Annotated in this window: 16 protein-coding genes; 5 read left to right on the plus strand and 11 right to left on the minus strand. The window is 70.1% G+C overall.

What is annotated here, in order from left to right:
- The first annotated feature begins 4 nt into the window (after positions 1–4).
- The 4 genes from NC7_RS26665 (at position 5) to NC7_RS26680 (ending at position 3,694) form a co-directional block, all read left to right on the plus strand.
- On the plus strand, positions 5–1,009 hold the full coding sequence (locus NC7_RS26665; RefSeq protein ID WP_067988349.1) for an AraC family transcriptional regulator: 1,005 nt from the start codon (positions 5–7) through the stop codon (positions 1,007–1,009).
- 119 nt (positions 1,010–1,128) lie between these two features.
- Positions 1,129–2,286 carry a DUF2786 domain-containing protein gene (locus NC7_RS26670; RefSeq protein ID WP_067988222.1) on the plus strand — a complete coding sequence of 386 codons (1,158 nt, stop codon included), beginning with the start codon at positions 1,129–1,131 and terminating at the stop codon, positions 2,284–2,286.
- 346 nt (positions 2,287–2,632) lie between these two features.
- Positions 2,633–3,277, plus strand: coding sequence for an alpha/beta hydrolase (locus tag NC7_RS26675; RefSeq protein ID WP_067988224.1), 645 nt, complete (start codon positions 2,633–2,635; stop codon positions 3,275–3,277).
- 63 nt (positions 3,278–3,340) lie between these two features.
- Positions 3,341–3,694, plus strand: a complete 354-nt coding sequence (locus NC7_RS26680) for a cupin domain-containing protein (RefSeq protein WP_067988227.1) — start codon at positions 3,341–3,343, stop codon at positions 3,692–3,694.
- Position 3,695: 1 nt separating this feature from the next.
- Here NC7_RS26680 and hisH read toward each other — a convergent pair whose 3' ends face one another.
- From hisH to NC7_RS26730, 10 genes are all read right to left on the minus strand, one after another.
- Positions 3,696–4,325, minus strand: a complete 630-nt coding sequence (gene hisH / locus NC7_RS26685) for an imidazole glycerol phosphate synthase subunit HisH (protein WP_067988237.1) — start codon at positions 4,323–4,325, stop codon at positions 3,696–3,698.
- A complete protein-coding gene (gene hisB, locus NC7_RS26690; protein ID WP_067988351.1) occupies positions 4,322–4,936 on the minus strand; it encodes an imidazoleglycerol-phosphate dehydratase HisB in 615 nt (204 codons plus the stop codon). Before hisB ends, hisH begins: the two co-directional genes overlap by 4 nt.
- A 14-nt stretch (positions 4,937–4,950) precedes the next feature.
- Positions 4,951–6,078 (minus strand): histidinol-phosphate transaminase, encoded by a 1,128-nt coding sequence (locus tag NC7_RS26695; RefSeq protein ID WP_067988240.1) that lies wholly within the window; start codon positions 6,076–6,078, stop codon positions 4,951–4,953.
- Positions 6,079–6,115: 37 nt separating this feature from the next.
- Positions 6,116–7,453, minus strand: a complete 1,338-nt coding sequence (gene hisD / locus NC7_RS26700; protein WP_067988249.1) for a histidinol dehydrogenase — start codon at positions 7,451–7,453, stop codon at positions 6,116–6,118.
- A gap of 143 nt (positions 7,454–7,596) precedes the next feature.
- Complete coding sequence (locus NC7_RS26705; protein WP_084458813.1) at positions 7,597–9,201, minus strand: serine/threonine-protein kinase; 1,605 nt, start codon at positions 9,199–9,201, stop codon at positions 7,597–7,599.
- 88 nt (positions 9,202–9,289) lie between these two features.
- Positions 9,290–11,029 (minus strand): penicillin-binding transpeptidase domain-containing protein, encoded by a 1,740-nt coding sequence (locus tag NC7_RS26710; RefSeq protein WP_067988252.1) that lies wholly within the window; start codon positions 11,027–11,029, stop codon positions 9,290–9,292.
- A 46-nt stretch (positions 11,030–11,075) separates the two neighbouring features.
- Complete coding sequence (locus NC7_RS26715) at positions 11,076–13,151, minus strand: acyltransferase family protein (protein ID WP_236573646.1); 2,076 nt, start codon at positions 13,149–13,151, stop codon at positions 11,076–11,078.
- 128 nt (positions 13,152–13,279) lie between these two features.
- Positions 13,280–14,137 (minus strand): arylamine N-acetyltransferase family protein, encoded by an 858-nt coding sequence (locus NC7_RS26720; protein WP_067988254.1) that lies wholly within the window; start codon positions 14,135–14,137, stop codon positions 13,280–13,282.
- A 147-nt stretch (positions 14,138–14,284) separates the two neighbouring features.
- The gene (locus tag NC7_RS26725; RefSeq protein ID WP_067988357.1) at positions 14,285–15,274 is read right to left on the minus strand and encodes a TAXI family TRAP transporter solute-binding subunit; all 990 of its coding nucleotides are present in this window, start codon (positions 15,272–15,274) and stop codon (positions 14,285–14,287) included.
- A gap of 41 nt (positions 15,275–15,315) precedes the next feature.
- A complete protein-coding gene (locus NC7_RS26730; RefSeq protein WP_067988256.1) occupies positions 15,316–17,508 on the minus strand; it encodes a TRAP transporter permease in 2,193 nt (730 codons plus the stop codon).
- 121 nt (positions 17,509–17,629) lie between these two features.
- Here NC7_RS26730 and NC7_RS26735 point away from each other — a divergent pair, with 121 nt between their 5' ends.
- On the plus strand, positions 17,630–18,802 hold the full coding sequence (locus NC7_RS26735) for a winged helix DNA-binding domain-containing protein (RefSeq protein WP_067988258.1): 1,173 nt from the start codon (positions 17,630–17,632) through the stop codon (positions 18,800–18,802).
- Between the two features lie 30 nt (positions 18,803–18,832).
- Here NC7_RS26735 and NC7_RS26740 read toward each other — a convergent pair whose 3' ends face one another.
- Positions 18,833–21,094, minus strand: a complete 2,262-nt coding sequence (locus NC7_RS26740) for a sialidase/neuraminidase family protein (protein WP_157102187.1) — start codon at positions 21,092–21,094, stop codon at positions 18,833–18,835.
- Between the last annotated feature and the right edge of the window lie 162 nt (positions 21,095–21,256).

Raw genomic sequence — 21,256 nt, forward strand, 5'->3', positions numbered from 1 at the left:
GTTGGTGATCGACAGCACCATCCCGATTCGGACCGCCCGCCTCATCCGGGCCACGGCGCTGCGAATCGGTGTCGGCGAGGGCGAACTTCGCCACCTGCCCGGTCTCGATCCCACCGGCGCCGCCGACGGCTTGGCGCGTGTACCGACCGCATCGATCTGGCGCATCTGGGAACTCGTCGACGCGGTAGGCGGTCCGGGTGCGGGGCTGCACGCGGGCGCGGCGGCCGAGCGCGGGCACCTACCCGAATGGGACTACCTGTTCACCAGCGCGGCCTCGCTCGCGGAGAGCGTTCGCGCCGCTTTCGAACTGCGCGCGCTGGTCACCGATCCCGGTGTCGAGTGGACCGTGCGCTCCGACGGTGGTCTGCTCGTCATCCGCATCGGCTCGATCGAACCGAGTCCGGTCATCGCGCCGGTCGAGGAGTTCGTGTTGTCGACCGTGCTGCGGCGGATGCGCGAGGCGACCGGCACCCCGATCACTCCGGTCCGCGTCGTCCTGCGCCAGCCCGCACCGCCGACACACCAGCACCTGATCGACGCCTTCGGCACTCGCCGGATCGATTTCGGCGCACCGCACGCGCAGCTGACCTTTCTCGACGTCGGTGCGCTACCGACCGGCACCGATCCGCACCTGGGCGCACTGGTACGCAGGCACGCCGAGATCGCCGTGGCCAACAGCCGTCCCATTCCGAGCTTTCCCCACACAGTGCGCGCCTCGATCCTCGACGACCTGGCCGCGGGTGGTCTCGACCTCACCGCGGTGGCAGCCCGCTTCGCCGCGAGCCCGCGTACGTTCCAGCGCCGCCTCGCCGAGGCGGGAACCACTTGGCGCGACGAGGTCGAGGCGGCTCGCCGCGAGCGCGCCGAGCACCTGCTGCGCGCCTCCGACCTGCCGGTGCAGGCGATCGCCGCGCGGCTGGGTTACACCGATGCCCGCACGCTGCGTCGCGCGTTTCGGCGCTGGACCGGCCAGAATCCGGAGTCCTACCGCCGCCTCGCCAGGACCTGACGATCGCTCGGTGGCCGACTGGCAACCGGTCGTGCGACAGGCGGCATCGGGCTACTCGACCTTCGCCGCCCGACTGCCCGTTTGGCCACCGGGCGACGACCGGGGACGATCGATGGACCATGGCCAAACAGAATCGCCGACGTCGCACCGGCCGCAAACCACCATCACCGACCGCCTTCGACGTCGGGTCGGGTGACCCGACGACCATCGCCGAGGCGATCATCGCCGCGGCCGCGCGGGGCGGGGCCGAGTCGATCGGCCCGGTGACGGTGACCGACGAACTCGCCGCGGGCGCCGAGCTGGCCGGTGGGCGGCTCATCGCCCACGCCTTCGATCTCGGCTGGCGGCCGACCGACATCCACCACGCCGCCCGCAGGCGCCTCGGCGAGTTCGCGCTGGGCTATCTGACCGATCTCATGGCGGCGCATCGTCTCGACCCGCTGTGGGAATCTCAACTCGACGACCTGGCGGCGGCGGTCTGGTGGACACCGCCCCATCTGCGCGCCTGGGCCGATCGTGCCCTGCTCACCGGGGACGAAGCGCTGACCACGGTGATCGAGGCCCTCGGTCTCCTGGCGCGACTGCCGAGGCTCGAGTCGACCGGTCCGGTTCGCCCCCGGCACGGTGTGGACGACAAGGTGCTCGGCCGGGTGCGCGGACTGCTCGCGAAGGCCGAATCCACGTCGTTTCCCGACGAGGCCGAGGCACTGTCGGCCAAAGCCCAGGAACTGATCACCAAATACGCGATCGATCACCTGCTGCTCGAGCCGTCGAGCGACCTCCCGGCCACCCGCCGCATCTGGCTCGACACCCCGTACACCGACGCCAAAGCGCTGCTCATCGACCGGGTCGCCCACGCCAACCGGTGCCGCGCGATCTTCGCCGCCGAGTGGGGTTTCGTGACCGTGGTCGGCGACGACACCGACCTCGACCTCGTCGAACTCCTGTCCACCTCGCTGCTGGTCCAGGCCACCCGCACGATGATCGACACCGCCGACTCCGGCGAAACCCGTTCCCGGCACTACCGCAAAGCCTTCCTCACCGCCTACGCCACCCGCATCGGCGACCGGCTCACCGAGGCCGCCGACGCCACCATCGCCCACGCCACCGACCGCCCCGACCTTCTCCCCGCTCTCGCGTCTCATCGTCAACAGCTCGACAGGGCCTTCGACACCTACTTCCCCACGGCCCGCGCCAAGGGGATCACCATCCGCAGCGAACAGGGCTGGGATGCTGGCACCACCGCCGCCGACCACGCCCACTTCGGCCGCGGTTGACCCATCGTCGCCGCGGCGGATTCCCTTGTCCGGCAATCGGGCACGTCGGCAGCCACGAACTCTGTGCACTCATGTGGGGTCGCCTGATCGGCGGTGGCTGCCGTCGTCCTCCGACGAGCCCCGTCGCGACGCGCCTACCGCCTCGGCGGCAGATCACGACCCTGCGGCGCGAAATCCACTCGGGCCGGGCCGCCATCTGATCACCGGTGGCCGCGGCCGACCTTCGGCGAGACCCGTCGCGACGCGCCTACGCTGGTGAGGTGCGTCCGATCGCGTCCGAAACGGAGTTGAGTGGCGACTGGGAGGTCGCGGCCCCCGACGTGACCGCGATCGAGGGCGATTCGCCGTGGAAACCCTGATCGCGACCCTCGGCGCGCTCGACCTACCGAAAGCCACCGTCGTCGCCAACTCGCTCGGCGCCCTGTGCACCCTGTGGACCGCGGTGGACGCCCCCGACCGGATCGCGCGGGCCGTGCTCCTCGGCGCACCAGCCACCGCACTCCCGGGCGCCCGGGCGACTCCCGCGATGGTCTCCCTGACAACCCCGCGCCGAGGCCGGGTGGAACAGGCTCTCATGACACTGCCCGCACCGCGCCTTCTCGCCGAAGCCGCCCTCACCGAGGCTCTCGGCGAGAAGGCGGTCACCGCCATGTCGGACGACCTCGTCGACCTGCATCGGCTACCCCTGCGTCGTCCAGGTCAGGCCGCCACCTATCGCTCCCTGCTGACGCGACTCCTCGACGGCCGCACACCACGTCCCGAAAATGTCCTCACCCCAACAGATTCGAGTCGAATCGATATTCCACTGCTGTTCGTCTGGGGCGGCGGCGACGTCATCCTCTCCCCGACCGAGGCCCTTCCCGGCATCAGATGCATCCCCTCGGCACACCTCGAGGAAGTCCCGGGCGGCCACAACCCCTGGTTCGACAACCCGGCCGCCTGCGCCGCCCCGATCCGCGCCTTCCTCACCGCCGGACGCTGGGTCGAATAGGACCCGGCACCCCACCCACTCCCCTGACGATCACCGCCGAACCCGAACCGGAAGGGCCGAACCATGCGCAAACATGACCCCATCACCACCGCGAAAACCCTTGCCCAGTTCGACTTTCGCGAACTGGCCCCGTTCAACACGGGCGCCTTCTGCATGTATCACGGCGCCGAACTCCCCGGCTCCGACTGGGAACTGCACCCCGACACCGACGAATTCCTGATGGTCCTGCACGGCAGCGTCACAGTGGAGATCCTGACCGACGACAGCAACCACCGAACCCGGCTCACCGCAGGACAATTCGTCGTCGTGCCGAGGGGCCACTGGCACCGCCACCTCGACATCGACAACGTCGTGGAGCTCTACTACACGCCGGGCGAAACGATCGAATCCACCGCCGCCGACCCGAGGCTCACCTGACCTACAGCGACCCGATCCAGTTGCGCAGCAGCTGTGCGCCCGCGTCGCCGGACTTCTCCGGGTGGAACTGGGTGGCCGACAGCGGCCCGTTCTCGACCGCCGCGAGGAACGGCACACCGTGCTCCGACCAGGTGAGCTTCGGCGGCGGAATGTGGTCGGCTTCGGGCAGTTCCCACTGCTGGGCGGCGTAGGAGTGGACGAAGTAGAAACGGGTGTCGGCGTCCATGCCCGCGAACAGGGTGCTTTCGGCGGGTGCTTTCACCGTGTTCCAGCCCATGTGCGGCAGGACGGGGGCGTCCAGACCGGCGACCGTGCCCGGCCATTCACCGCAGCCCTCGGTTTCCACCCCGAACTCCACACCACGGTCGAACATGATCTGCATGCCGACGCAGATGCCGAGCACCGGACGTCCACCGGCCAGGCGCTGGCCGATGATGCGTTCACCACGCACCGCGCGCAGCCCGGCCATACACGCCGCGAACGCGCCGACACCGGGGACGACGAGACCGTCGGCCGCCAGCGCGGCGGTCGGGTCGGCGGTGACCTCCACCTGGGCGCCCGCCCGCACCAGGGCGCGTTCGGCGGAGTGCAGGTTGCCGGAGCCGTAGTCCAGCAGCACGACGGATTTCACAGCACACCTTTCGTGGACGGCACACCGCTCACCCGGGGATCGATCTCGACGGCCGCGCGCAACGCGCGGGCGACCGCCTTGAATTCGGCCTCGGTGATGTGGTGCTGGTCGCGCCCGTAGAGCACCCGCACGTGCAGGGCGATACGCGCGTTCTGCGCGATCGATTCGAACACGTGCTTGTTGAGCACCGTCGAATACGACGCACCGGGTCCCGCGCTGGGAATGATGGTGTGCACCAGGTGTTCCGGTTCGCCGGTGAACACGCAGTACGGCCGCCCGGACACGTCGACGGCGGCGTGGGCGAGGGTCTCGTCCATGGGGATGAAGGCGTCACCGAACCGGCGGATGCCCTTCTTGTCGCCGAGCGCCTGCCCGAGTGCCTGCCCGAACACGATGGCGGTGTCCTCGACGGTGTGGTGTGCCTCGATCTCGATATCGCCTTCGGCACGCACCACCAGGTCGAACCCGGCGTGGGCACCGAGGGCGGTGAGCATGTGGTCGTAGAACGGCACACCGGTGGAGATCTCGGTGTCGCCGCTGCCGTCGAGGTTCAGCTCGACCAGGATCGAGGATTCCTTGGTGACCCGCTCCACGCGCGCTGTTCTGCTCATGATGTGTTTCTCCACTACTGGGTGAGGTCGGTGGCGGCGATATCGCGGCTCACCCGCAGGAACTCGTCGTTCTCGGCGGCGAGCCCGATGGTGGCGCGCAGGTAGCCGGGAATGCCGACATCGCGGATGAGCACCCCCGCGTCGAGGTAGTGCTGCCAGGCGCGGGCCGCGTCGGTGAACCGGCCGAACAGCACGAAGTTGGCATCGCTGGGGATCACCTCGAACCCGAACGAGGCGAGCGCGGCGGCGACCCGATCGCGCTGCGCCGCCAATTCGGCCACGCTGGCGAGGGTTTCGTCGGCGTGGCGCAGGGCGGCGCGGGCGGCGGCCTGGGTGACCACCGACAGGTGATACGGCAACCGGACGAGCAGGATCGCGTCGATGACCGCGGGCGAGGCGGCCAGGTAACCGAGTCGGCCACCGGCGAAGGCGAACGCCTTGCTCATCGTGCGGGTGACCACCAGCTTGGTCGGGTAGCGGTCGATCAGGGTGATCGCGCTCGGCGCGGCCGAGAACTCCCCGTACGCCTCGTCCACCACGACGATGCCCGACGCGGCGTCGAGCACGCGCTCGAGGTCGTCGATCGGGATGCTGTGGCCGGTGGGGTTGTTCGGGCTGGTCACGAACACCACGTCGGGTCGGCGTTCGGCGATCTGCGCGACGGCGTAGTCGATGTCGAGGGAGAAGTCGCTGCCGCGCGCGGCCTCGAGCCACTCGGTGTCGATGCCCTCGGAGATGATCGGGTGCATCGAGTACGACGGCACGAAACCCAGGGCACTGCGGCCCGGCCCGCCGAAGGCCTGCAACAGCTGCTGCAGGATCTCGTTGGAGCCGTTGGCCGCCCACACATTGCTGGTGTCGACGGCGACACCGGTCTGGCGGGTCAGGTACTCGGCCAGGTCGTGGCGCAGCGCGACGGCGTCCCGATCCGGGTAGCGGTGCAGGTCGGCGGCGGCGGCGCGCACCGATTCGGCGACGTCGTCGACGAGCGCGCGACTCGGCGGGTGCGGGTTCTCGTTGGTGTTGAGTTGCACCGGCACCGTCAACTGCGGTGCGCCGTACGGGGATTTGCCGCGCAGGTTGTCGCGCAGCGGCAGCTGATCGAGGGTCGCCGAGGCACCGGGCACAGTCGGGGTGCTCATTCCGTCACCTCGCAAGTGCTGGACGCACGAACGCCGGTCATGACAGCGCCTCGAATCGCGCCTGCACAGCCTGGCCGTGCGCGGGCAGGTCCTCGGCGTTCGCCAGCGCGACCACGTGTCCCGCGACATCCTTCAACGCGGCCTCCGTGTACTCCACGATGTGGATGCCACGCAGGAAGGTCTGCACGCTCAGGCCCGAGGAGTGCCGCGCGCAACCGGCGGTGGGCAGCACGTGGTTGGATCCGGCGCAGTAGTCACCGAGGCTCACCGGTGCCCACGGACCGACGAAGATCGCGCCCGCGCTGCGCACCCGCGCCGCCACGGCAGCGGCGTCGGCGGTCTGGATCTCGAGGTGCTCGGCGGCGTAGGCGTCGACCACGCGCAGACCCTGCGCGATGTCGTCGACGAGGACGATCCCGGACTGCTTGCCGCTCAACGCTTCCCGCACCCGGTCGTGGTGCTTCACCACGGCCAGCTGGGCGTTGACGGCGGCATCCACCGCATCGGCCAGGGCGACCGAATCGGTGACGAGCACGCTGGCGGCGAGCACATCGTGCTCGGCCTGGCTGATGAGGTCGGCGGCCACGTGCACGGGGTCGGCGGTGGCGTCGGCCAGCACGGCGATCTCGGTGGGGCCCGCCTCGGCGTCGATGCCGACGAGCCCGCGGCACAACCGCTTGGCAGCGGTCACGTAGATGTTGCCCGGCCCGGTGATGAGGTCGACCGGTTCGAGCGCCGCACCGTCGGTGTCGATGCCGCCGTAGGACAGCAGCGCCACGGCTTGGGCACCACCGACGGCCCACACCTCGTCGACGCCGAGCAGCGCGGCGGCGGCCAGGATCGTCGGGTGCGGCAGCCCACCGAACTGCGCCTGCGGCGGCGAGGACACCACCAGCGATTCCACGCCCGCGGCCTGCGCCGGGACGACATTCATCACGACCGACGACGGGTACACGGCATTACCGCCGGGCACATACAGCCCCACCCGTTCCACCGGCACCCACTTCTCGGTGACGGTGCCACCGGGCACCACCTCGGTGACCGAATCGGTGCGGCGCTGATCGGCGTGCACCTTCCTGGTCCGCTCGATGGCCACTTCGAGCGCGGCGCGCACGGCGGGGTCGAGGGCGTCGAGGGCCTTGCCCAGCTCGGCGACCGGCACCCGGACCGCGCTGGGGCGGACACCGTCGAACTTCTCGCTGTAGTCCAGCGCGGCCTCGGCGCCCCGGTCGCGGATGTCGTCGACGACCGGCCGCACATGATGCAGCACCGAGTCGACGTCGACCCCTCCGCGCGGCAGCGCGGTGCGCAGCTCGGCGGCGGAGGGAGTACGACCGCGCAGATCGACGCGGGCGAGCTCGATGCGGGGAGTCATATCGGAGTGCGGTCCTGTTCTGTGCGTGGCATCAGGTCAGGTACCAGCCTAATGGGCGGCAACCACCGCTTTTCCGCCACATCCTCCTCACGCGCCGATCCGCCCGTGTGTGACGGGCGGACCAGCGGTTTTCGGCGGGTGACCTAGCGGGTGTCGCCGTCGATGCGCAGGTTGCCGTTGTAGTTCACCACGCGCATGACCATCGACTTGGTCTGGCCGTCGATGGTGATGCTGGCCAGGCGCATATCGGTCGAGCCGTCGGCGTTGTTGCCGCTGACGGCGGTGATGCTGGTGAAGCTGGTGATCACGCGGGAGTTCCAGTACTGCCGGAACTCCGCCTCGCTGCCGTACACCTGCTGCGCGGCGGGGGTGAGCATCGACCACGACCCGGCCGGATCGCTGAAGAAGTTCTCCACCAGCAGACCGGCCGACCCGATGTTCACGGTGCCGGTATTGGGCGCCTGACCAAGCGCGGGGATCGCCGAGGTCGTCGTCGGCGCGACAGCGGCCTGCGCCGTCGTCGTCGAATTCGCCTGCACCTGAGGCGAATCGGAGTCCGACCCACTCATGGCACTGATCGCGACGGCGATCGCGGCGATCACCGCGCCGACACCCGACCCGATCAGCACCGCACGGCCCTTGCCCGGCTGCTTGCGCGGCGCGGGGGCGGGCTGGGCCTGGGTGGGCGGATGCGCGGCGGTGTCGTAGCGCGGCTGCTGCGGGCGCGGCTGCGACCGGATCTGGCGGGTGGCGGCGTTGGACGCGCCCGCGTGCGAGGCACGCCTGCCGCCGGACTGCCGGATCACCTGCGTGGTGGCGGCCGAGTTGCGGCGGCCGTAGGCCTCGCTGGCGGGGACGAACCCGGCGGGCACCGCGTCGGCGTCGTCGGCGAAGGCGGCCAGCGCGTCGCGGGCCTCGGTCATCGTCGGCCGGTCGAGCGGCTCGGGGTTGAGCAGGTCGAGCAGGAAATCGGTGGCCGGACCGGCATTGTGCGGTTCGCGCACCTGGCCGTTGGCCGCGGCGTAGAGCACGGCGAGCGGGTTGGCGTTGGCGCCGTAGGGCGGCTCGCCTTCCAGCGCGTGGAACAGGGTGGCGCCGAGTGCGAACACGTCGGCGGCCGGTGTCGGGTCGGCGCCGCGCGCCACTTCGGGCGCCAGGTACGCGGCGGTGCCGCAGATGAGGCCGGTCTCGGTGAGGGTCACATCGCCCGCGGCGCGCGAGATGCCGAAGTCGGTGATCTTCACCTCACCGTGCTCGCCGAGCAGGATGTTGCCCGGCTTCACGTCGCGGTGCACGAGCCCGGCCTGGTGGGCGGCGATCAGCGACGACGCCACCTGCTCACCGATGCGGGCCACCTCGAGCAGCGGCAACGGGCCCTTCTGGCCCAGTTCCGCGGCGAGGCTCACCGACTTCAGGTATTCCATCACCAGGCACGGATCACCGTTGTGCTCGGTGATGTCGAAAACGACGATGGCGTTGGGATGCTGGAAGCGTGCCGCGTTGCGGGCTTCGCGAATCGCCCGCTGGCGCAGCACATCTCGCTCGGCCTCGGGCAGGCTCGGCTTGATGTGGATCTGCTTCACCGCAACCGAGCGTTGGAGGCGTTCGTCGACAGCGCGCCATACAACGCCTGTGCCGCCGCTACCAATACGCTCGACCAGGCGGTAATGCTCCGCGATCTTCTGACCGGTATCGATGGCGCCTACTCCGAACCTTCTCGAAATTGTGACATCCCGCGTATTGACCATGGATATGGCCCGCCGACGAGTGTAGCTCGACTGGTGTTGACCGCGTGCGGCAGCGGGGGGATTGCACGCCTGCGGAGAGTGAGATGGCTCATCGTGTCACACGAAGCATCCGTCCCGCCGACTCGACCGCCGGTCCGGAGCTGCCCGCGTCGGCGACGAAGACCGCGAAGGCGAGGTCGTCGCGGATCCCGACGAACCAGCCGTGCGCGTGCTGGTCGTCCAGATACTCCGCGGTACCGGTCTTGCCGAGCAGACCGGGGATGTCGCGCAGAGCGGTGGCGGTTCCGGCGCTCACCGTCTCGGCCATCATGGCCTCCACCTGCGCTGTCACCGCGACGGGCACCGGTTCGGCCTGGCGGTCGGCGGTGCCGGGACGGCCCGCGACCACCGACGGGGCGGGGGCGCTCCCCCGGGCCAGCGAGGCGGCGACCAGGGCCATCCCGAACGGTGACGCCGTCACGGTGCCCTGCCCGATGCTCGCCTCCACCTGCTGCGCCGGATTCCGGGCGGCGGGCACCTTCCCCGTGACGGTCGTCAAGCCGGGTGTCACATAGTCCACGCCGAGACCGAGCTGTGCGGCGGCCTCGGTGAGCCCGTCGGCGGGCAGACGCACCCCGAGCGACGCCATCGTCGTATTGCAGGATCGGGCGAAGGCGGTGTGCAGCGCGACGTCGCCGAGGTCGAAACCGTCGTCGTTGGGGATGGTCCGGCCCTCGATGGTGGCGCGCCCCGGGCACGGCAGCACGGTGTCGGCGGTGACGCCGCCCGCCTGCAGCGCGGCCGACACCGTCACGGTCTTGAAGGTCGAACCCGGCGGGTAGAGGCCGGTGAGCGCGATCGGTCCCTGCGCGTCGGCCGGTGCGTTCTGCGCGACGGCGAGGACCTCGCCGGTGGAGGGTCGCAGCGCCACGATCGCGGCGGGCGTCGGCACCGGTGCCAGTGCGCCTTCGGCGGCGTTCTGTAGGTCGATGTCGAGGGTGGTGGCGATGTCGGTGGTCGCGGTGGCGTCGGGACCGGCGATGCGCTGGGTGCCCGAGGGCGTGTGGGCGCGTACCGCCCAGCCCGCGGCGTCGTCGGCCTGGTGCTGCCAGAGTTCGGTGAGCCCGGCCAGCGTCGGTGCGGCGAGGGTCTTGTCGACGGTCAGCAGTCTCGGCTGCGGCGCGAGGGTCACCCCGCGCAGTCCGGTCAGCGCGTCACGGACCGGCGCGATGTCGGCCTCACGCAGCGCGACGGCGGTGATCGGTTTGCCCTGCGCCGCACCGAGATCCGCGCTCAAGGTGGCCTCGGTGACGCCGTGTGGCGCGAGCGCGGCGGCCACGGCGGGCAGGTCGGCGTCGGGGGCGATGGTCACCAGGGTCACCACCTGCTCGGTCATCAGCTCGCCGCCGCTCGCGTCGAGCACGCGGGCGGGTTTCGGCGGGACCGGGCTGTAGCTGAGCGGTCCGAGCTCGAGGCCGGGCGCCACGGTCGCCGGGTTCCAGTCGATCTTCCAGTCGTTCTCGTCGGCGGTTCCGGTGCTGGTGTAGGTCCATTCGTCCTGGCCGCCGGTGCCGAGCTTCCAGGTGGATTCGAGGGTGAAGCTCGCCTCGTCGGTGGCGCTCACCCGCACGGTGTCGTTCGTGCCGAGGTTCTCGAACAGGGTGGTCAGCGTCTGGCGGGCCTGGTCGGGCGCGTCGGTGAGGGCCGCGGCGGCGGCCGCGTCACCGCTGCTCAGGGCCTGGGCGAAAGACTCGGCCACGGTCTGTGGCTGGTCCGGGCCGGACGAGCACGCGAGGGGCACGACAGCGAGCGCGACGAGCAGGACCGATGCCTTGCGGGGGATGCGCACGGGTCCGAGGGTAGCCGGACGCGGAGCGCGCGTGGTGATCTCGCTCTCACCACCAGCCGGTGACGGCGGCGATCTGACGCCCGAGTTCGGGGGCGAGCGACCGGGAGTAGCTGGCGGTGAGGTGGTGTTCGTCGCGATAGATCAGCACGTTGCCCTCCACGACCCGGCAGCGTTGCGGGCGGCACACGGCGTCGGACAGGTCGAGCAGGTAGATGTTCGGATACCCGGCCGCGGGGGCGGCGGCGGGATCCACGGCGTCGAGGGCCTCGCTGCGATCCATACCGCAGCTGTCGGGATCGCCGCGATGGGCGAGACAGTCCGGGGCACGGTAGAACACCCCGTCGCGACGCAGGCGCGGTGTGTCGCGCAGGGCGAGCACGTTGAGCCCGCGATCCTGCAGGGCCGACCACACCTCGAGGTATTCACCGGGCACTTCGTCGCCGGGAGCGTCCTGGCGGTAGCGGGTCGAGAGGGTGACCACCCACTCCGGCTGCTCGGCCGCCAGCCGGTCGAGCACCTCCACCGACCACTCGTGGCATTCGGGGAAGGGCCATTCGGCGTAGGACGGCTCGTCGACCAACACCAGCGGGCACCCTTCCTTGAGGTAGGACACCACCCGGAATCCGTGTTCGGCGCCGAGGACCTCGAGGGCGGGCAGCCAGTGTTCGGAATGGGACCCGCCGACCAGCGCGATCGACCGGGTGGCGTCCGGGTCGCCGTAGACGCAGGTGCGGACCTCGCGGTTGGGCGTGATGCAGCCGTCGGTGGTCGGCGAGGGGGTGTCGACGTGACCTTCGAACACGGTGGGGCGCATGGGCGACTTGGCGAATTCGGCACCGGAGAGCAGTGCGGTGGCTCCTGGATAGCGCAGGCTGTCGAGGTCGCGGGGCGGCACGGCCGGATTGGCGAGCAGCACCATCTGCCAGCCGAGGGCCGACGCGAGCACCGCGACGGTGAGCGCCCCGACGAGGGTGCCGGTGGCCTTGTGCGGTGGTGTCTGCTGACCGCGCGGAGCCATGCGCAGCGGTGCCTCGATCCAGCGCGCGGTGGCGTAGGCGGGAATCAGCGAGACACCGATCACCACGAGGCCGTCGACGACACCGGCGTCGGTGCGCCCGGTCTCCCCGAGGTAGAAGATGAGGATCGGCCAGTGCCACAGGTACAGCGGGTAGGCCATCGCGCCCAGTTCGGTACACACCCGCCCCGACAGGATCCGGCTCGCGGTTCCCGGTGTGGTGTCCGATCCGAACCCGGCGGCGATCACCAGGCACGCGGCCGTCACCGGCCACAGGGCGGCCATGCCGGGGAACTGGGTGGCACCGTCGAAGAGCGGACCGCACGCGAAGACCATCACCAGCCCGACCGCCGCCGCCAGGCCGCGCAGCCGGGCCGGTAGGCGCAGCCAGGGCGCGGCGACGGCGAGGACCGCACCGGCGAGGAGTTCCCAGCCGCGCGCGACAGTGTCGTAGTACGTCCAGGCCTGATGGTGTCCGGTGCCGGTCGTGGCGTACCAGAAGGAGAGCAGACCGATTCCGGTCAGGACCGCGACGAGTGTCGCGCGATCGGCCCTGCCCCGACGACGCAACCACGCCCAGCCCGCCAGGATCGCGAAGATCGCCAGGTAGAACTGCCCCTGGACCGACATCGACCACAGGTGTTGCAGCGGGCTCACCGTCGGGTCGGGCGCGGTGTAGTCGAGTTCGGCGACGGCCAGGTACCAGTTCTGGACGTAGAACATCGAGGCGAGGGTCTGGGCCGCCGTCTCCCCGAACAGGGTGTAGGGCCGCAGGGCGATCGTCGCGACCGCGATCGCGGCGAGCACCACGACCAGTGCCGGGGTCAATCTGCGCAGGGTTCGGCGCGCGGTCTCGGTGGCACTCACCCCACCGCCGCGTTCCACCCCCCGCACGATCGCGCCCGTGAAGAAGAAACCCGACAGCACGAGGAACACGTCGACGCCGCCGGAGACCCGGCCCGCCCACACATGGAACGCCACGACCAGCGCGATCGCCACACCGCGCAACCCGTCCAGGTCTGTGCGCCAGCCCGGCCGGGCAGCGGCCCGGCTGGTACGGACCCCCTGCTCCGGCCGACCCGGCAGCGCGACATGAACCTTCGGCACGAACGACCCCACTGAATCGGACCCCACCGCAAGATCGGGGTTTTGTTTCCCGGCAAGTAACCATCAATTTGCCGTAGCGACACGAGGGAAGCAAACCGCCGAGCCGTGTCAGGGGGACCGAAATGAGCTCAGTTCGTTCGCCAGGGTGTGGTGACGAGCACGTCCGTGTCGGCGGCGGCGAGTTCGATGTCGAAGACATCGGCCAGCACCTTCGGCAGGTCCGCGGCATCGAGTTCTCGGCTTTCGCCGGTGCCGTCGGGGTATTCGGTCACCAGGGTGAGGTCGTCGAGCACGTGGTGGACATCGGGATGGAAGCGCTGCAGGAAGGGGCGCGTGGTGAACGGCGAGTGTGGCGAGGTCGACACGAAATGGTTGCCGACCGCGAAGTCGATACGGTACTGCGGGTTCTCGGTGAAGGTGTAGCGATCGATCCAGCCGTCACGGCCGAATTGGTGCAGTACCCACAGGTCGTCGCGGTGCTCGAGCCGGAAGCGCCAGTCGCCGATCGTGAATTCGCCCGAGCTGTCGACCAGTTCGAACGGCTCGAGCGGGCCGAAGCCGAAGCCGACATCGCAGATCCAGACCCGGCCGTCCTCGGGTGTGGTGACGCGGAGCAGGGCGTGGGTGGCGGGCCGGATCGACCCGCCCGCCAGCGAACCGTAGGTCACCCGGCCGCTCAGACCCCGCACACCGAACCCGAACCGTTCCAGAGCCGCGGCGAAGAGGCCGACGTTCTCGTAGCAGTAGCCGCCGCGCGCGTGCCGGACCAGCTTGTGCTGCAGGGATTCCAGGTCGAGCGGGATGCCGCGGCCGAGGATGATCTCGAGATTCTCGAAGGGGACGGACGTGGTGTGGGCGCGCACCAGGGCACGCAGGGTGGCGACCGAGGCCGTGCGTGGTCCGTCGTAGCCGATCCGGGCCAGGTAGGCATCCAGATCGAGCTCCTCGCCCAGCCAGCGTGCGTCGCGTCCCGCGTCCTCGGTCATCGCATCCTCTTTCGTCGGCGTCCGCTTCGCACAACCGCAGGTCCGCACGGGTTGTTCCCAGCACGCGCACGGTCCCCGGCACCGCTGTCGGGCAGGTGACGGGGACCGTGGCACCCGCGTGTCGGGCGCGGGTGGCGTCGGGCGAGGTCAGCCTAGGGCGACCTCGGAGCCGCGGTGCAGCGGCACCGGCGCGGTCTTGCTCGCGGTGTCGGCATTGATGCCCTTGGCGGCCGGATTCGCCTGCTCGAGTTGGGGTTTGCGGTCGAGCAGGGTCTTGGTGAGGACGCAGGCGAGGTTCGCGTCGAGGTCGTCGCGGACCACGAGCAGGTTGGGTACGACGACGGTCGGCACGTCGGCACTCAGGCCGTAGGTCGCGGCCGGGATCGAACCGGCCTCGTAGACCGGGTTGGTCTCCTTCAGCTTCGGCAACGCGCCCGTGATGTCGAGGAACCTGACCTTGTCCTTCGCGGTGGTGAACAGGTCGGTGACACCGGGCGTCGGCAGGCCGCCGGACCAGAACATGGCGTCGATCGAGCCGTCCTTCAGCCCGTCGACGGTCTTGGTGAGGTCGAGACGCTGGGCGGAGATGTCGGTGTCGGGGTCGAGGCCCGAGGCCTGCAGAACACGCTGGGCGATCACCTCGGTGCCCGATTTGGGCGAGCCGGTGGAGACGCGCTTGCCACGCAGGTCGGTGAGGGAGTTGATGCCGGCGTCGGCGCGCACGATCACCTGGGTGTAGTTGTCGTAAAGCCGGGCCAGCGCGCGGACGGGCTGGGCGCTGGTGAAGCTGCCCTTGCCCTGCACCGCGTCGGCGGCGGAGTCGGCCAGCGAGAAACCCACCTGATAGGTGCCGCCGACCACCTGCTGGATGTTCTGCACCGAGGCACCGGTCTCGGCGGCGGTGGCCTTGACCTTGCCGTCGGTGGCCGCCGAGATCTGTTCGGCGTAAGCGTTGCCGAGCGCGAAGTACACACCGGTCGCGTTGCCGGTGGCGATGCCGATCCTGGTGTCCTGCTTCACCTCACAGCTCACCTCGCCACCCGCATCGGCCGTCGGCGCGTCCTGTCTGCCGCCGCAGCCCGTGAGCAGGGCGGCGGCGGTGCTCGCCGCGACGACGATGCCAAGCGTTCTGATCATGACGACCTCTTTCCTCGACGGCGACGCCGCCTGTTGACCGATCACGGTGTGCCCGTGGCTTTCCGATGACGCACGCGGTCGACCACCCCGGCCGCCACGGCGACGGCGAGCACTCCGAGCCCGATCGCCGTCGCCGTGGGATGCGGGTAGAGCAGGGTGAGACCGGCGGCGCCCGCGAGCACGCGCGGCACCGTCCCCACCGCGCCGACGCCGAGAATCCAGCCGCCGGTCGCGACCGCCAAGGCCGCCACCCCCACGCACGCGGCCGCACTCACCCACAGCACGTCGAGCAGCGCACCGCGACCGAGCAGGTGCTGTCCGGAGTCGGTGAGCACGAACATCAGCGGCACGAGGAACGCCGGTAGTGCGTAGCGCAACGCCGACCACATCGTCGGCATGGCCTTCGCCCCGGTGACGGCGGCGGCGCCGACAGCGGCCAGCGCGGTCGGCGGGGTCACCTCCGAGAGCACCGAGAAGTAGAAGACGAACATGGCGGCAGCGGGCGCGGCCACGTGCAGATCGAGCAGGGCGGGCCCGATGATGACCCAGCCGATCACGAACGACGCCGTCACCGGGACCGCGAGACCGAGCAGCGACAGCGCGATCGCCGCGAGCAGCGCGGTGGTGGCGAGGACGACGGCGGGGTCGTCGGAGAGCACCGAGCCCGCCCGCACCAGCAGCGAAGCCAGTTGGGCGCCGAGGCCGGTCTTGGTTGTCATCGCGGTGATCACGCCCGCCGCGGCGCACACGGCGACTACCGGTAGTGCCGAGCGCATGCCGAGCGAGAGCGCACGCAATGCTTCGAACACGAACCGGCCCAGAGCGTTTCGCGACCATGCGCGGTCGGCTGTCTTCGGAGCGGTGCCCGCCGTCGGATCGGTCTTCGACCCTTCAGCTGTCGACGATTCCGTGGTCGACGATGCCGGTGCCGATCCGTCGGTTGTCGATGCTTCGGTTGTCGGTGCTTCGGTCCGAGCCCGCAGCAGCCGATCCGGGATCGCCAGGATCAGGGCGAGAGCCGTCGCGTAGACGACGGCCCGGGTGGCGCTCACTCCAGCGAGCAGGAGCACCACGATGACGATCAGCGACGAGAAGTGATACCCGAAGCGCCCTAGCAGTTTCCACCATGGCGTCGGCAGCGGGCCGTCGGCAAGGTCGGCCGGTGCGCGGCCTTCGGCGTGGATGCGGCGGGCATCGATCTCCACCGACAGCAGGATGCCGAGGTAGTACAGCAGCGTCGGGATCAGGGCCCAGCCGAGTACGGTCACATACGACACGTCGAGGTACTCGGCGACGATGAACGCGGCCACCCCGAGCGTCGGCGGGGAGAGGATCGCGCCGACGCCCGCCGCGGCGAGCATGCCGCCCGCCTGCTCCGGCCGGTACCCTGCCCGTTTCAGGATCGGCCAGGTGACCGCGCCGGTGCTCACGGCCGTCGCCGTGCCCGATCCCGACACGGTGCCGAGCAGGAACCCTGATGCCACCGCCGTGCGCCCGGCCGCACTGTGCGAACGGCGGAACAGCGACACCGACAGGTCGACGAAGAACCGTGCGGCGCCGGAGAATTCGAGCACCGCGCCGTACAGGGTGAACAGCACGATGTAGCTGGCAGCCACGTCCAGCGGGGTGCCGTAGAACCCGCTGCCCGAGTTGTACAGGGCGTCGACGATCTGGTCGACGTCGAGTCCGGCGTGCGCGATGGCCCAGTTCTGCGGCAGCAACCCGCCGTAGTAGCCGTAGGCGAGGAACACCAGGCACACGATCGGCAAGATGGCACCCGTTGTGCGCCTGCACGCCTCGAGCACGAGGACCAGCAGCAGTCCGCCCATCACCACATCGAGCGGGGCGAGCATGCCCTGCCGGTCGAGGAAGGCGTTGTAACCGCCGCCCGCGTCGCCGAGGGTCAGCGGCAGAATCGGGTACAGGCACACCACCAGCGCGATCGCCGCGAGCACCCAGTCCAGCACCGACGGCGCGTCCGCGCGGTCCAGCCTGCCCCACCAGGACCGATAGCTCAGATACACCAGTGGCAACGCGACACCGAGGAACACCACGAGGTAGTACTGACTGCCCTGGGCCAGCGGGCGGAACACCTGCCAGATCGACAGCAGCGCCACCGTGAGCGCGACGAGGCCGACCAGCCTGGCCGGGAATCCGGCGAGGGTTCGTGCGGGGCGTTCCTCGTCGTCCACGCCCAGTTCAGCCGTGGTGACAACGGGTGGCGCAACGCTCATGTGCGGACGATAGCAACGGGATTCGCACGTCGGAGCGAAAACGGTGACCGGACGGTCTGCACAAAATGGACACTAAGCGGACGGCCGTTTCGTGTCGGTGGGGCCGCCTAGGATTCGGCGCATGCTCTCGATCGATAGCGCGCAGCGGCGTGCCCGCCTGGCGATCCGGCATCGGCTCGCTCCCTCGGCGCGGTCCACCGATCCGGTCGACATCGCCCGGTCGATGGTCGTGCTGCACGCCACCGATCCGGCGACGGTGTTCCTGTCGGTCGGCGCGCGCGGTATCGATCTCACCCCGGCGGATGTGGAGAAGGCGCTCTACGGCGATCGCGCCCTGCTGCGCCTGCTCGCCATGCGCCGCACCATGTTCGTCGCCCCCACCGAACTGCTGCCGGTGCTGCAGGCCTCCACCTGCGACGCGCTGGCGCTCAAGCAGCGCCGCGCCTACGGCCGGTATCTCGAGCAGGCCGGGATCGGCGACGTGGACACCTGGTTACGCGAGGTGGAGGCCGAGACCCACGCGGCGCTCCTGGCGCGTGGCGCGGCCACCGGCGCCCAGCTGGGCAGGGACGTCCCCCGGCTGCAGACCAAGGTCGACACCGCGCCCGGCAAGTCGTATTCCAAGCCGACGAGCATCACCACCTGGGTTCTGGTGATCCTCGGCGCCGAGGGCCGCATCGTGCGCGGCCGCCCCAACGGCGGTTGGACGAGCAGTCAGTACACCTGGGCACCGGTGGAAACCTGGCTCCCCGAAGGCTTCACACCGATGTCCGCCGAACAGGCTCGCACCGAACTCGTTCGCCGGTGGCTCCACGTCTTCGGCCCGGCCCCCGTCGGCGACCTCAAATGGTGGACCGGCTGGACCACGAGCGATGTACGAAAAGCCCTGGCCCCCTTGGATATCACCGACGTCGACCTCGACGGCACCCCCGGCGTCGTCCTCACCGACGACCTCGACCCGGTGCCCACCCCCGAACCCTGGGCCGCGCTCCTGCCAGCCCTCGACCCCACCCCCATGGGCTGGCAGTCCCGCGACTGGTTCCTCGGCCCCCACGCCGCCGCCCTCTTCGACACCAACGGCAATATCGGCCCCTCCATCTGGGCCGACGGCCGCATCGTCGGCGGATGGGCCCAACGCGCCGACGGCGAGGTGGTCACCCGCCTCCTCGAAGACGTCACCCCGGAAACCCGGAAGCTCATCGACACCGAAATCGAGCGCACCACAACCTGGTTCGGCGATACCCGTGCCATACCCCGCTTCCGCACCCCGCTGCAACGCGAACTCACCGCCTGAATCCACATCCGCCCGGACCAGCGGCCGAAACTACCCCGTCGGTCGCAGGTGAGCGGCGATTCCCGGCACCGAAAGGATCGGATGGCCGGTCATATTGCTCAGCCCGACGATCAAGTCGGGGCCGTCGGCCATGACATAGAGCGTGGGCAGGGAACCGATGGCCGGGATCCGATGCGGGGCCCAGTCCCGCCCGTCCGCCGACAGCCACACCACAGGTCCGTCGTAATCGGTGTCGAAATGCCCACCACCGGCGGCGAACCCGCCATCGACCACGATCGGCGTCGTCATCACGTCCGTGCCCTCGGTGGTGAACACCGTCGACCAGGTGGTGCCATCGGTGGTGCGCACGACGACCGAGCCGTTTCGCGACTCGAAATGAACCAGGGTCGCACCGTTGGCCGTGGCGCAGCCGGTCGCCCGCTGCGCGTCACCGGCGAGGTCACCGAATTCCACGGCTCGCCAGCCGGATTCGCTGTGCCGCCAAGCCAACGGCTTCGACGTCGTCGGGTCCGTTTCGTTGTGTCCCACGACCAGCGGACTTCCGTCCGGCAGCTCGCACGCGGCCACCGCCGCGGAGTTTCGGTCGTGGTCGACCAGCGGCTCGGCCACCGGCACCCACGTGCGCCCGTCGGCGGAGGTCCACACCGCGGCGTGGGTGAATCGATCGATGGCCCTCTCCGGTGAGGTCGAGCCTGCGGCGAACCATCGGCCACCGATCTTCCCGACGTCGTGGATCGCCATCGCGCCCGGTGCCGTGAACGCCGGAATCGCTTCCCAGGGGCCGGTCGGCGTGGCTCGGTACCAGCCGACCATGTCGACCGTCGAGCCCGACAGGTCGTATTCGAACGCCACCGTCTCGCCGCCGACCGTCATCGCGACCGCGCTGCCCGCCCCGCTCTCGCTGCGGGGTTCCCACGCGACGGCACGGGCCACTCCCTGCTGTATCCGCACCGCCGAACCCTCGTTGCGCAACCAATAGTCCTGTCGCGCTTCATCGACCGTCAGGACCGCACGCGTCGCTCGCACCAGTCCCCGACCCGGGTCGACCGGACCGACCCATCGCGGGTAGGGATCGAACTCGCCGAGAATCTGATCACTGTGCCAGCCGTTCGGCTCGGTCGCGATGCCCGCTCGGAGGAAACCTGAACCGCCGGTCACGACCGCGGTCCTGGCCGCGTCCAGCGGGACGGCGGCGCCGTGGGGGACCACGGCGGGCGAGGCCGCCGCGATACCGACGACTCGCCAGTCCCCCGCGACCGAGCGGCGGTAGGTCGCCGTGGACACGGCACCGGAAGCCGAGGCCGTCACCGCGACCTCCCCGCCCGAGGCGCTCGGATTTCCCAACCACTGCTCTTTGCCGGTCAGTCGATAGTCGACGGGCAGCGGCGGCACCGTCTCGGGTTCCCAGTTCGCTCCGTCCCGGCTGTGCCATGCCGCGGGCGCGCTCTGTCCGCTCGCCGGGTCGGTGACCACCGAGCCCGTCGCGACATACTCCGTTCCGGTGAACACCAGGCCCTTGACCGCGTTCCTCCCCTCGGTGACCGGGGTAGGCGCACTCCACGTGGCGCCACCGTCGCTCGACCGATAGGCGACGTGGTCGCCCACCGCGTCCCGTGCGCTCGGCGTGGCGAGGAGCACCAGATCCGAACCGTTCGACACGAGCATCGTCGGCTTCAACAACGATCCCGGCGCGAGCGCGGGCAGACCGATCGACGCGGCCCGACCGTCGGTGTACACACGGCGCCCGGCGGCGGCCCCCTGCTCGTCGACCCCGATCAGCACCACCCGATCGTCGCCGAGGATCTCGGCGCTCACCGCGGTCGAGTAGCGGCCCGCGAAGTCGTCGGAGAGCGCGAGCTCCGACCAGTGCTCGCGATCGGTCGAGATTCGTAGGCGTATCCGCAATCGACCGTTCTCCGAGACCCGAACGGACGAGAACCCCAGCGCCGCGTTGGCTCGCACCGCGTGGTTGGCCAAACTCCCCGAAACCGGGATATCGACTGTCCGCCACGATGTCCCGTCATCGGAGATCCATGAGGTCGGGACCGTCGAACCGTCGGGTTCGGTACGAATACCGCCAACCAGCAACGGCGCCCCTTGTCCTCCCGGGTACATCGCGCCGACAAAGACCTGGGGTTTGGTCGGCAGGAGGACATCGGGAACCGGAACCTCCCGCGTGTCCAAGATCGGCAACGCCGTCGACACCTCCCCGGGCGCCCCACCACACCCACCGACGACCGCCATCGTCACCATTCCGATCACGATCGCCCGCACAGTCGCTACTGCCCTCACCGAAGACCTCCCCATGTCGTCACCGCTCGCTGCCCCACGCATGTACCGATGCGATTCGCCGGACAGGTGGTTCACCGCGAACCGCGCACGCGGTGAATCGCATCTACCGGAACGAGATCGGGTGCGACACACCGCAAGGGGAGGACGACTGGTGCCACGACC

The sequence above is a fragment of the Nocardia caishijiensis NBRC 108228 genome, assembly GCF_001612825.1.
Taxonomy (GTDB): Bacteria; Actinomycetota; Actinomycetes; order Mycobacteriales; family Mycobacteriaceae; genus Nocardia; species Nocardia caishijiensis.